13 protein-coding genes are annotated in these 12341 nt (G+C 58.8%); 9 read left to right on the top strand and 4 right to left on the bottom strand.

Annotation, left to right across the window (positions count from 1 at the left end; genetic code table 11):
- The first annotated feature begins 146 nt into the window (after nucleotides 1–146).
- Nucleotides 147–599, top strand: coding sequence for a type II toxin-antitoxin system RatA family toxin (locus Cth01_RS23165; protein WP_045840540.1), 453 nt, complete (start codon nucleotides 147–149; stop codon nucleotides 597–599).
- Nucleotides 592–954, top strand: coding sequence for an RnfH family protein (locus tag Cth01_RS23160; protein ID WP_045840539.1), 363 nt, complete (start codon nucleotides 592–594; stop codon nucleotides 952–954). The genes Cth01_RS23165 and Cth01_RS23160 overlap by 8 nt, the downstream gene beginning before the upstream one ends.
- Nucleotides 955–1024: 70 nt before the next feature.
- On the opposite strand, the gene Cth01_RS23155 is transcribed toward Cth01_RS23160, so the two are convergent.
- Entirely contained in the window at nucleotides 1025–1528 is a 504-nt protein-coding gene (locus Cth01_RS23155) for a DUF4124 domain-containing protein (protein ID WP_034355566.1), read from the bottom strand.
- 97 nt (nucleotides 1529–1625) lie between these two features.
- Between Cth01_RS23155 and guaB the strand changes: the two genes are divergently transcribed.
- The 4 genes from guaB (at nucleotide 1626) to guaA (ending at nucleotide 5558) form a co-directional block, all read left to right on the top strand.
- Nucleotides 1626–3101 carry an IMP dehydrogenase gene (gene guaB / locus Cth01_RS23150; RefSeq protein ID WP_045840538.1) on the top strand — a complete coding sequence of 492 codons (1476 nt, stop codon included), beginning with the start codon at nucleotides 1626–1628 and terminating at the stop codon, nucleotides 3099–3101.
- Nucleotides 3102–3198: 97 nt separating this feature from the next.
- A complete protein-coding gene (locus tag Cth01_RS23145) occupies nucleotides 3199–3471 on the top strand; it encodes a type II toxin-antitoxin system Phd/YefM family antitoxin (protein WP_034355606.1) in 273 nt (90 codons plus the stop codon).
- Nucleotides 3468–3908, top strand: a complete 441-nt coding sequence (locus tag Cth01_RS23140; RefSeq protein ID WP_003064858.1) for a type II toxin-antitoxin system VapC family toxin — start codon at nucleotides 3468–3470, stop codon at nucleotides 3906–3908. Before Cth01_RS23145 ends, Cth01_RS23140 begins: the two co-directional genes overlap by 4 nt.
- A 33-nt stretch (nucleotides 3909–3941) precedes the next feature.
- Nucleotides 3942–5558 (top strand): glutamine-hydrolyzing GMP synthase, encoded by a 1617-nt coding sequence (gene guaA, locus Cth01_RS23135; protein ID WP_003064855.1) that lies wholly within the window; start codon nucleotides 3942–3944, stop codon nucleotides 5556–5558.
- 532 nt (nucleotides 5559–6090) lie between these two features.
- On the opposite strand, the gene Cth01_RS23130 is transcribed toward guaA, so the two are convergent.
- Nucleotides 6091–6777 (bottom strand): pyridoxine/pyridoxamine 5'-phosphate oxidase, encoded by a 687-nt coding sequence (locus tag Cth01_RS23130; RefSeq protein WP_034390401.1) that lies wholly within the window; start codon nucleotides 6775–6777, stop codon nucleotides 6091–6093.
- 67 nt (nucleotides 6778–6844) lie between these two features.
- A complete protein-coding gene (locus tag Cth01_RS23125) occupies nucleotides 6845–7198 on the bottom strand; it encodes a hypothetical protein (protein ID WP_045840537.1) in 354 nt (117 codons plus the stop codon).
- Nucleotides 7199–7547: 349 nt separating this feature from the next.
- Between Cth01_RS23125 and Cth01_RS23120 the strand changes: the two genes are divergently transcribed.
- On the top strand, nucleotides 7548–8150 hold the full coding sequence (locus Cth01_RS23120) for a DUF1326 domain-containing protein (RefSeq protein ID WP_034355609.1): 603 nt from the start codon (nucleotides 7548–7550) through the stop codon (nucleotides 8148–8150).
- Between the two features lie 57 nt (nucleotides 8151–8207).
- Nucleotides 8208–9026, top strand: a complete 819-nt coding sequence (locus Cth01_RS23115) for a DUF2182 domain-containing protein (protein WP_034355575.1) — start codon at nucleotides 8208–8210, stop codon at nucleotides 9024–9026.
- Between the two features lie 358 nt (nucleotides 9027–9384).
- Here the strand turns inward: Cth01_RS23115 and Cth01_RS23105 are convergent, their stop codons facing one another.
- Nucleotides 9385–9825 (bottom strand): hypothetical protein, encoded by a 441-nt coding sequence (locus Cth01_RS23105; protein WP_034355577.1) that lies wholly within the window; start codon nucleotides 9823–9825, stop codon nucleotides 9385–9387.
- A gap of 813 nt (nucleotides 9826–10638) precedes the next feature.
- Here Cth01_RS23105 and Cth01_RS23100 point away from each other — a divergent pair.
- On the top strand, nucleotides 10639–12207 hold the full coding sequence (locus tag Cth01_RS23100; protein WP_169749777.1) for an EAL domain-containing protein: 1569 nt from the start codon (nucleotides 10639–10641) through the stop codon (nucleotides 12205–12207).
- Nucleotides 12208–12341 lie beyond the last annotated feature (134 nt).

The following is a 12341-nucleotide window of genomic DNA, read 5'->3' as shown; positions in this document are numbered from 1 at the left end:
CAGGCGGACCGGAGATGAAAGCTCTCCCTACAATACTGGATTGCCGTCTCGCCTCTGAGCGATGATTTTAGTTTCGCATCGCGCCTCTGGGTGCATTGGCCTAGGCCAATTCCCTGCTCTTGCGCCCTGCTGATTGCTCTTTGTTCATGAAAAACGTCAACAAGTCCGTCCTCATCTGGTACAGCCCCGAAGAAATGTTTGCCCTCGTGACGGACGTGGCCCACTATGCCGACTTTCTGCCCTGGTGCGATCATGCCAAGATTCTGGAGCAGGACGACACAGGCATGACAGCCGAGGTGGGTATTGCGTTCAGCGGACTGCGCAAGTCTTTCGTGACGCGCAACACGAACAGTAGCATGGATGACGGCGGCAAGCAGGTCAGCATGCGTCTGATCAAGGGACCTTTCTCGCGTCTTGAAGGCCACTGGCGCTTTCATCCTGTAGGCGACGGCACGCAGCGAGCCTGCAAGGTCGAGTTGCAGCTGGACTACGGCTTCGAGAACGGTGCCGTTGCCGCCATCATCGGCCCGGTCTTCGACCGCATCGCAGGCTCCATGGTCGACGCCTTCATCAAGCGAGCCGAGCAAATCTATGGCTGATGCACTGCCGGAGGTGATCGACATCATGGTCTGCATATCGCCCTGCTCCGGTACGGTACAGGAAGCCTTGTTGCAGCTTCCCGCAGGCAGCACCGTCCAGCAGGCGCTGGACGCCGTGATCGCTTCAACAGCATTGCCGAACCTGCCACTGCCCGAACCCTTGGCCGGCATGGTCGGTATCTGGGGCAAGGTCGCGAATCCGGGCCAGGTTCTCAAACATGGCGATCGTCTGGAGGTCTATCGCCCGCTGACCGTAGACCCCAAGGTTGCCCGACGCGAACGCTTTGCCCGCCAGGGCGCGCGCAGCGCCGGACTTTTCAAGCGTCAGAGAGACGGAGCCAAGGCGGGTTACTAACCAACAGGACTCAAAAAAAGCGCCTTCAGAAGGCGCTTTTTTATCGAGATCCCGGCGAAGACTCCGGCGACTACTGCGCCGGCTCGGCCATGGGCCCGCAATCGGAGGCGATCACGGCATCGGCGCGCTTGATCTCGGCATCGCGTGCGGCCTCATCCATGAAACCACGCTCGCCCTTGGCATTCACATGAGAGAGCAAGCGGCCCGACGCCAGGGTTGTCTTGGCCTGCCTGGCACGATTGCAGTTGTCCTGTCGCTGCCTTTCCTTCTGCAGTCTGTCAGCCTGGGTCTTGGCTGCTTCCTGCTCCTGCATCTTGCGCTTTTGCTCTTCCAGCCCCTTGTCCACACCGGCGTCCGCCACGGGCTTGGCCGCGCCGACCTCCGGCACCGCAGAAGGTGCTGCGGGCCTGGCTCCGCCGGGGCTGCGCAAAATATTCTTGGCAGGGATATCGGTCGGCGGAGCCCTGTCGCTGAACACTTTGCGCCCCTGACCATCAATCCATTGCCACTGGGCGATTGCGGGGACCGTGCAGCAGGCAATGGCTGCAAACAAAGCGAACTTGATGGCGTGCATGGAGTCAATAAGTCTTGGACTGGCGTTGGGGATTCTGGGTCACGAGCCCACATTGTGCGGCAAGTCACAGGTACAATCTTTCTTTTGGAGCCATCACATGCGCCTTCTCGGAAAAGCACTGACCTTTGACGACGTCCTGCTCGTTCCCGCCTACTCCGAAGTCCTGCCCAAGGACGTTTCCCTCGCCACCCAATTCACTCGCAATATCCGCCTGAACCTGCCCCTGGTGTCTGCCGCCATGGACACGGTGACAGAAGCGCGTCTGGCCATCGCCATTGCGCAAGAAGGCGGTATCGGCGTGATCCACAAGAACATGACAGCCGAGCAGCAAGCCGCTGAAGTGTCCAAGGTCAAGCGCCACGAATCCGGTGTGGTGCACGACCCTGTGGTCATCACCCCCGAACACACCGTGCTGCAAGTGCTGCAGCTGTCGGAAGAACGCGGCATTTCGGGCTTCCCCGTGTGCGACGGCGGCAAGGTGGTCGGCATCGTGACCAGCCGCGATCTGCGCTTCGAGACCCGCTACGACGTCAAGGTCAGCCAGATCATGACGCCCCGCGAAAAGCTGATCACCGTCAATGAAAAAGACGGCACCAGCCCCGCCGAAGCCAAGGCACTGCTGAACAAGCACAAGCTCGAACGAATCCTGGTGGTGAACGACGCCTTTGAACTCAAGGGCCTGATCACTGTCAAGGACATCAACAAGCAAACCACCTTCCCCAATGCCGCGCGTGACGCATCGGGCCGCCTTCGCGTGGCTGCCGCTGTCGGCGTGGGCGCTGGCACCGAAGAGCGCGTGGAACTGCTGGTCAAGGCCGGCGTGGACGCGATCGTGGTGGACACGGCTCACGGCCACTCCAAGGGCGTGATCGATCGCGTTCGCTGGATCAAGCAGAACTACCCCCAGGTGGACGTCATCGGCGGCAATATTGCCACCGGCGCTGCCGCCCTGGCTCTGGTGGAAGCCGGTGCCGACGCGGTCAAGGTCGGTATCGGCCCTGGCTCCATCTGCACCACCCGTATCGTGGCCGGTGTGGGCGTGCCCCAGATCATGGCCATCTCCAATGTGGCCGACGCCCTGAAGGGCTCCGGCGTGCCCCTGATCGGTGACGGCGGCATCCGCTTCTCCGGCGACATCTCCAAGGCCCTGGCCGCTGGCGCCTCCACCATCATGATGGGCGGCATGTTTGCCGGCACCGAAGAAGCTCCTGGCGAAGTGATTCTGTACCAGGGCCGCTCGTACAAGAGCTACCGCGGCATGGGCTCCATCGGTGCCATGCAGCAAGGCTCTGCCGACCGTTACTTCCAGGAATCCTCCACCGGCAACCCCAATGCCGACAAGCTGGTTCCCGAAGGCATCGAAGGCCGCGTCCCCTACAAGGGCTCCATGGTCTCCATCGTCTATCAGATGGCTGGCGGCGTGCGCGCCTCCATGGGCTACTGCGGTTGCGCCACGATCTCCGAGATGAATGAAAAGGCCGAGTTTGTGGAAATCACCGCAGCCGGCATTCGCGAATCTCACGTGCATGACGTGCAGATCACCAAGGAAGCGCCCAACTACCGCGCTGACTAAGCAAGTCCCTTGAAATCTGACCAGATTGAAAAATCTGGTCAGAATGCTAAAATCTGGCCTGAACTACTGGTTCTAGCCAGATTTTTTGTTTTCCACCATGCAATCTATCGGTATCTACGAAGCCAAAAGCCGCTTTTCCGCCCTGGTCGAAATGGTCGAGCAAGGCGAAGAAGTTCGCATCACGCGCCATGGCAAAGAAGTCGTGCGCATGCTGCCCATGCGCCGCAAGCCCGTGATCACCGATGAACAGATTGCCCGCGAGCTGGAGCAGATCTCGGCCCTGCAGCAGACAGTGAAAGCTCAAGCAGCCACAAACCCGGCGGCGAACAGCATCACCGGTTTGCGCCACACAGGACGGAGCCAGGCATGAGCGCCACCGCTTTTGTGCTCGATGCATCCGTCACCGCCGCCTGGTTGCTGCCTGACGACGCCAGCGAGCACACCAGACGCCTCTACACCCGTATCCGCCGCGATGAAGTGGACCCGCAAGCCCCCAACCTCTGGCAGTGGGAATGCGGCAACCTGATTGCATCGGGCGTCAATAATGGCCGTATTCCACAGACTTCGGTCGAAGGCCTGTGGGGCGTGCTGGAAGCCATTCGCCACCGCGTGGAGCTGCACGACCTGGCTCCTGCACAGCACAAGGCCGTGCTGGATGTGGCACTGGACACCGGCCTGCCCACCTACGATGCCGCATACCTGTGGCTGGCGCAGTCGCTGCGCCTGCCACTGGCCACATTCGATGCAGCCCAGATCGCGGCCGCCCGCAAAAGCGGCGTCACCGTCTGGGCTCCCGAAGATTTCTAATCCTTTTTTGCCACCCTCTTGCCCTTGATCACCATGCAACACGACAAGATTCTTATTCTGGACTTCGGCTCCCAGGTCACGCAGCTGATTGCTCGCCGCGTGCGCGAAGCCAATGTCTACTGCGAAGTTCACCCCTGCGATGTGAGCAGCGACTGGGTGCGCGAGTTTGCCGCCGACGGCAAGCTCAAGGGCATCATCCTGTCCGGCAGCCATGCCTCCGTCTACGAAGTGGACGACCGCGCTCCCGACGCCGTGTTCGAGCTGAACCTGCCCGTGCTGGGCATTTGCTACGGCATGCAGACCATGGCCACCCAGCTGGGCGGCAAGGTCGAAGGCTCCAACACCCGTGAATTCGGTTACGCCGAAGTGCGCGCCCATGGCCACACCAAGCTGCTGGAAGGCATCGAAGACTTCGCCACGGCCGAAGGCCACGGCATGCTCAAGGTCTGGATGAGCCACGGCGACAAGGTCACCGAACTGCCTCCAGGCTTCAAGGTCATGGCCTCCACGCCGTCCTGCCCCATCGCCGGCATGGCCGACGAAGCACGTCGCTACTACGCCGTGCAGTTCCACCCCGAAGTCACGCACACCGTGCAGGGCCAGGCACTGCTCAACCGCTTTGTGCTCGACATCTGCGGCACGCAAGCTGACTGGATCATGGGCGACTACATCGAAGAAGCCGTGGCCAAGATCCGCGAGCAGGTGGGCGATGAAGAAGTGATCCTGGGCCTGTCCGGCGGCGTGGATTCGTCCGTGGCTGCAGCCCTGATCCACCGCGCCATCGGCGACCAGCTGACCTGCGTGTTCGTCGATCACGGCCTGCTGCGCCTGAACGAAGGCGATATGGTCATGGACATGTTCGAAGGCAAGCTGCACGCCAAGGTCGTGCGCGTCGATGCCTCCGCCCTGTTCCTGGGCGAGCTGGCCGGCGTGTCCGAGCCCGAGCAAAAGCGCAAGATCATCGGCCGCCTGTTCGTGGACGTATTCAAGGCCGAAGCCGAAAAGCTCAAGGCAGCCAACGCCGGCTCCAAGGGTGCAACCTTCCTGGCCCAGGGCACCATCTACCCCGACGTGATCGAGTCCGGCGGCGCCAAGAGCAAGAAGGCCGTCACCATCAAGAGCCACCACAACGTCGGCGGCCTGCCCGAGCAACTGGGCCTGAAGCTGCTGGAGCCCCTGCGCGACCTGTTCAAGGACGAAGTGCGCGAACTGGGCGTGGCCCTGGGCCTGCCCCGCGGCATGGTCTACCGCCACCCCTTCCCCGGCCCCGGCCTGGGCGTGCGCATTCTGGGTGAAGTGAAGAAGGAATATGCCGACCTGCTGCGTCGCGCAGATGCCATCTTCATCGAAGAGCTGAACAACTGGATCGACGAAAAGACCGGCAAGAGCTGGTACGACCTGACCAGCCAGGCCTTCACCGTGTTCCTGCCCGTCAAGAGCGTGGGCGTGATGGGCGACGGCCGCACCTACGACTACGTCGTGGCCCTGCGCGCCGTGGTCACCAGCGACTTCATGACTGCCGACTGGGCCGAGCTGCCCTACGGCCTGCTCAAGAAGGTCTCCGGCCGCATCATCAACGAAGTGCGCGGCATCAACCGCGTCACCTATGACGTGAGCACCAAGCCACCAGCAACCATCGAGTGGGAATAAAGCGCTGTCGTGAACTGACACGCAAGCTTTAGACTCTTTTCTCATGGAAGCCCGTGTTTTCACGGGCTTTTTTCATTTCCATCTAGTCCTATCTGGAACTAGCCGGTCTTGCGAAGTCGGCGGGTTTCGATGGCACTTTGCATGGCGCCGAGCGTCGCCCATACCATCTGCCTCGTCGATACCATCAGTCCTGCTTTCTGCAGTTGACGGCATCAAAATCACCTAAGTCTTTGATTTTAAAGACGGCACCTTGCACAAGAACGCGCTTGCTTGCTGCTGGTATCGCGCATATGCCCGCGAACAGTCACCGCAGGAGCGCGGGCAACACGAGTTTGCAGGGCAAGAGGCCAAGGCTCGAAAAGTTGGACTTTGACGAGAGGCCGAGCCAATCGCGCCATGGGATTGGCGCAAAGCCTTATGCGAGCCTCGGCACAACCCAAGTCCGTAAACGACCCTATGCTGACCGTCGCCCTAGCGAATTGACCGCCGAAGAGCAGCCAGCCAACCGCCGCCCGCTCCGAGCTACGTAACATTACGGCCATAGGCGCTCGGTTGTCCAGACAGCGCCGTCGCGTCTGTAGCGCAGACGTATGTGGCGTCGCTGTTCATGACCTTGCCAGAACTCAATGGTGTCAGGCCGCACAGCATAGACAACCCATTCGGGCGAGATGAGTTGCGGGTTCTCTTCAAGCCGCTCCAGTTGTTTGGCCAACCCATCTTCAAATTCCCTATCAGAGTCCAGAACATCACTTTGCCGACCGAGTAGAGCTCCGGCACGAGAGCCATGTGGTCGCGCCAAGAAATCGGCTGCTTGAGCTTGAGGACCCATGTCGTGCGCAACACCACGAATGCGGATTTGACGTCCAAGTGCAGGCCAATAAAAGGTCAGTGCCACATTGGACTTGTAGGAAATTTGGTGGCCCTTGGGGCTGCTGCGTGTGATGGCGAAGTGCCAACCGTGGTCATCTACATTTTTGAGGATTAAGACACGCGCATCGGGATGTCCGTCAGCATCCACGGTGGACAAGGTCATCGAGTGCGGCTCTCGGATTCCAGCGTCGATGGCCATCTGTAGCCATTCGACGAAAAGGACTTCGGGGTTGGCGGGCGCAAGCGTGATGTCGAAAGGCTTATATGGGCCGGGCAAGGATTTTAGGTTCCGCAGCAGCTCTCGTATGTTGGACACGGTGTTGTCTCTTTCACTAAGTAAACGATTCATGTTCACAATGCGCAGATTCTCCGTCACCTCATGGCCGTCGTTAGTCGGAGTCCGCTTCTGGCCGTCTTCAGTTGTCGCGCCGAGTCTTCGCTTGCTTCTGAATCGAGAACGTCACCGTGAAGTCCGGGTTCACCACTACTTCGCCAGTGGTCCGAAGCCGGTACTCGCCGAGCTCAGCCTTTCGAAACGAACGCGTATCGGGAGGCAGGTGGAACTGCTCGCCGGCTCGCTGGCCTTCCAGTGATAAAAGAATTCCCTTGCGCTCATCGGCATGGACGACGCGACCGAACAGTTGTTGCTGCTCGAAAGGCTCCTCGGCACCCACGTCAAAGTAGGCAAGTCCAACGAGAACCAATTGCCCAGGGAGCGTGTTCGCAAGGGTCGCGTCCCATGGCAGCTCTTCATTAAAGTCGTTGCTCATGGCCGAAATTCTGCCCTTAAGTTAGAGGTCTGCTTCTGGCCGAGAGCACCGCTTCGTGCTGGCCGCCGATAGTGGCCTGTCGAACGATTTCCTGATCACAAGTCGAATGACTGCTGTCAGGGCGCACACCAAGCTCACGTTGTCGCCCACGGGCCGTCTTTCAATGACGCTGCAGATTGCCAACGCCGAAGTGCTCATTCGCCTCCGAGGTTGAATAACCCAATAACCTCGCAATTGGCACGTCATCGAGTTTGACCTGATCCGCCACGCTGCGCAGAATTATTGTTCATCTTGCCGCCGCGAGCCAAGACGACAAGTGCGTGTTCCTGTGGCTCCCATGGAGGTTCGTATGAGCTATCACTTGGAAGGTCGCCTGCTCGAGGTTTGTAACTGTAAGGTCCTGTGCCCTTGCTGGATTGGCGAGGACCCGGACTACGGCACTTGCGACACCATCGTCGCTTGGCGCATAGACAAGGGAAACGTGGATGGTGTTGACGTGGGCGGCAATACCATCGCTGCCGTAGCCCATGTTCCCGGCAATATCCTGGAAGGCAACTGGAGGGCCGCGATTTTTGTCGACGACCAGGCCTCCAAGGCACAAGAGGAAGCGCTGCTCAAGGTCTACACCGGCCAAGCCGGGGGGCCGGTCGCCGATCTCGCCAAGCTGATCGGCGAGGTGGTATCCGTGGAGCGAGCACCCATCCGCTTCACGGTCAAGGAGGGTAAGGGCCAGTTGGAGATCGGCAAGGACTACTTCGCTGAACTCGAGCCGTATCGTGGGGCCATGGATAGGCAGACCACGCTTTCCGATACCGTGTTCTCGACGGTACCCGGGGCACCGGTTTTTGTGGGCAAGGCTCCGACCTACCGATCAAAAAACGCCGCCCTCGCCATCGACCTCGATATCAAGAACCACAACGCCCTGCAGAGCACCTTTGTCTTCGACGCCTGAGCCGCCGGGTCAATCCAAGGCGAGTAGCGATCGGAGCACAAGCGCGGAGACTTCCCAATGACGCCGCAGGCAAGCCCTACGCTGACCAGGGCCACCCGTCACCGTCGCGTGTTCTTGCCGGTCTTGGCAGCACTGGTGGTGCTTGCCTGGGTGACGTTGTGGGCTTGGGCGCGCAGCCCTTACGGTCGCTATCTCGAACACGGTGACTGGACGGCGGAAGGGCCGGCAGCGTTTCTGTGCCGTGTCGTTCCCGCCGGCGATGTGGTCGTACCCATGGCGCTTTACGCCGTTGCCTGGATCCTGATGACGGCGGCCATGATGCTACCCACCACCTTGCCGCTGTTCAACGCCTTTGATCGGTTGACGACCGGGCGCACGGACCATGGGCGCCTCTGCATGCTGCTCGGCCTGGGCTATATGGCGGTATGGGGGGGCTTCGGGCTGCTGGCACACGCACTTCACTCTGCGGTGCTGTCTTTGCTCTCCAGCGTACCCACGCTGGCTTGGCATGGCTGGCTGCTGGGTGCGGCGACCATTGCCTTGGCCGGTGTTTTTCAATTTAGCAAGCTCAAGTACCAATGCCTGGAAAAGTGTCGCACACCCTTGAGCTTCGTGATCGAGCACTGGCATGGGGGTGAGCACCCAGCGCGGCAGGCGTTCGCGCTTGGCGCTCACCACGGCCTGTTTTGCGTCGGCTGCTGCTGGGCGCTGATGCTGTTGATGTTTGCGCTCGGTACCGGCAGCCTCGGCTGGATGCTCCTGCTCGCGGCCATGATGGCGATCGAAAAGAACATCCCCTGGGGCCGGCGTCTCAGCAAGCCGCTAGGTATCGCGCTGCTGTCTTGGTCTGCCATCATCGTAATGAGCCATGGTTGACACGCGTGCTGGCCGCACCTCCTTGCAAACGCTCTCGCTGCGGTGGCGATGCTCGCCTTCGCGGCCAATTCATTGTTGTGCCGACTTGCACTGCAGAAAACAGGCATCGATCCGGCCAGCATCGACAGCATCCCCTGCAGGTCAGTTCTGCGTGGAAATTAACAAACAGGGAAATGTCCGCGTTGATATGTTCCGTCGCAGACCGAGCAGAGCCCTAACGACTGCAAAAGCTACTTCACACATCTACTTTCGCTATGCAGCGATTGCCGTCATTGATACAGCCAAGTCCGCCGGGCCATCTCATGACACTACTCGGCCGCTCGAGCCTGCGAGCAGGATCTCTGCGGAGGGCACGCGCTCATACCTTGGCTAGGAAAGCCGCCGCATCACCCGCTTCACACTTCCAGTCTGCGAAGACCCCAACCAAATTGCATTCCACGCAGTGGCAAGCGATGTAGTACCAGCGCACGTCATGTGTGCCCTCGTACACGGAGACGCCGGACATCAGCTCGAACACCTCGTTCTCGCACACGCACTCGTGCGCCTCGGGGGCGGCCTCTTCAACGTAGTCCGCGCTGTCGCCCATCAGGTGTCTCTGCCCGCAGTCGGTGCAGGTGCGGATTGCCACGCCTGCTTCTTCATCAGTCTGGAGCGCAAAAGTCCGGCACCCGCAATTGCATTTGGACGAGGCAAACCGGACGGCCTCATGGCGATTCGCAACGCTGTAGCTGCGCAGCTCGGCTTGGGTGTCGCCGGACGTCGTCCCGTACATGAACTCGCCCTTCTTCGTCAGTGCCATTGATGCTGTTCCATTCTTCAAGGTGGGCTTCCCGGCAGACCTGACGCCAGGCTTGCCCCGATCCTCTGGATTTTGCCTGAAGGCACGGTGATTCGTCGTCAAGGGGCCGGATCGGGGTGGTCGCCGACAAGGGCTGCGGAAATCCTTGAATGCCGATTCTTGGAGATTGCAGCCAGAGACCATCAAGTTCAGCTGTTGATCGCCGCCGACCTTCGATGTTGAAGCCCCTACGTCAGCTCTCAGCTTGAAGCAGTCGGCCAAGCAGCCTTCGCGAACGGCTGCTCCTGGCCGACTGGCGACGGCCCTGCACCCGTTGACTGCCTGTCCTGAGCCGGACGCTCAAGGCGCACCCCCGAAGGTCAGCTTTGCGGTGCTGTACTCACCAGTAGCTAGGCCCGGCTTCGGCCAGAAGCGGAATTCCAGCCAACGATTGCTAGTGTCGGCTTCAAACCACTTGCAGCTGCTGAGATCTGGCAAGCCTATGATCGCTGCCTCCGATTTCTGTTGGATCGGTTGGATGACGCATGCAGCAAAAAACAAAGACATTCCACTGATCATTTTTTCCGATCAATGAGTTTCTTACACAAGAAATCTGAATTTTTGATCATGGAATTATGGAAAAAGCCATTACAAAATTCTTGTTCTAAAGGCGAGCGGGAAGATTTTTGAGTTTAAATGCTGGGAGCAACAACCATTAAAGCGCCCACTATGTGTGCATGTTAATAGTCATGCGCAGAGCATCAATGGGTTAATTTGGAACCCTCTGTATAGCTAGATCGCATGAGAAGATGGATAGTTATTAGTGCTGCCACCTTGTTTGCAATTCTCGCCAGCACCCTGCCGTTAGTCGCCATGTTAGCGATTGACCAAGACAACGCTAACGAGACGCTGCAACTCTACGTCAATGACCGCGCATCCTATACAGCACTCCGGGGTGAACGAACATTGGAGAATGCAAAGCAGGCACTCGTCCGCGCTCAAGCGATAGACGGGGCGGACTGCTCACCAGAGCACATGGGTCAAATGGGCCAGGTTGCCGTAGATGCACATAGCATTGAGGACGTTGGCTATTTCAGAAGCGGACAATTGGTCTGCACACGATTAGGCGTGATCTCCCCGCCCGCTAGGGCACACGCTGGAGATTTGGATCTCGGCGACGAATATTCACTTCACTTTGCCGAGCAGCCCATACTGTTTAAAGGCAAACCACGAATTGAACTGCGTCGCGGCGACTACGGGGTGCTCATCATGCCTGGGCGGTTTACCGACTTGGTTGGGCATCCCGACACGACGCTAGGTCTGGCGACCAACCAGGGGCATGTACTGGAAGTTTCTGGATCTGCTGATTCGCAAATCATCAAGGCACTGATCTCTGGCGAACCTTTCGTAACGAGCTCCCGATATGTGTATGCGACACATGCAGTCAATGATGATCTGGTTGCCTTTGCACTCATAGACCGTGAACATGCCCGATACAAAACCTCTGTGGACTGGCGTTACATCCTGCTAGTCGGCGGTGGAATTTCGTTCACTCTTATTGGATTTATCGTCTGGGTCTCAAGATTACAGCTTTCCCCTGCAAAGACACTGGAGCAGGCAATACGGAACCGCGAATTCGTTGTTCATTATCAGCCGATCATTGAACTCTCGACTCGGCGGTGCATCGCAGCTGAGGCGCTAGTGCGCTGGCAGCAGCAAGGTGGTCGGCTGGTGCCGCCCGATCAATTCATCCCTCTGGCAGAGGCGAGTGGCCTGATCTCTTCGTTGACTAATTTGGTGGTCGAGACCGTTACGAGCGAAATGGGGACATTGCTCCGCAGTAAGTCGGATCTACATGTCTCCATCAACATCTCGGTTCACGATATAGAGAGTGCGCAATTTCTGCTTGGACTTACCGCGGCCACCGCAAAGGCTGGAATTGATCCATCGCAGATCTGGCTTGAAGTGACGGAGCGTAGCTTTATGAATGTTCCAGCTGCAAGGAAGACAATCGCGGCCGCTAGAGACGCAGGGTTCAGGATTGCGGTCGACGATTTCGGAACAGGCTATTCAAGCCTTGCACTCCTTGACGGACTACCGTTAGATGCATTGAAAATCGACAAATCTTTCGTCGATGCAATTGGTCACGACGCTGCACAAAACATTGTCACGCGCCACATTATCGGCATGGCGCATGAATTGAAGTTGGCCATGATTGCAGAGGGCGTCGAGACACGTGAGCAGGAGACTTATCTCAAAAATGCAGGTGTCCAGTTTGGCCAAGGGTGGCTCTATGCGAAAGCGCTGCCTGCCGAGCAATTCATAGCTTTGTTGACTTGCTCTCCAAGCGATGAAGGTTTGGACAACCACGGAAATTTGAGGGTGCTCGAGCATGAAGCTTAGAGTTGCCTATCGCACTGGAGCAGTCCAAAGGTAGACCAAGGTTGTCTGCCTGTCCATTAACGAAATGAATGCATGACGGGCGTTAGCGGCAGCAGTCGCTGCATTGCTGACGTTCGGGCTCATGAAACGGATGT

It is taken from the genome of Comamonas thiooxydans, assembly GCF_000964545.1.
Classification (GTDB): Bacteria; Pseudomonadota; Gammaproteobacteria; order Burkholderiales; family Burkholderiaceae_C; genus Comamonas; species Comamonas thiooxydans.
Note: the sequence above shows the minus strand (reverse complement) of the source record. Positions and strands in the feature narration are given on the sequence as shown.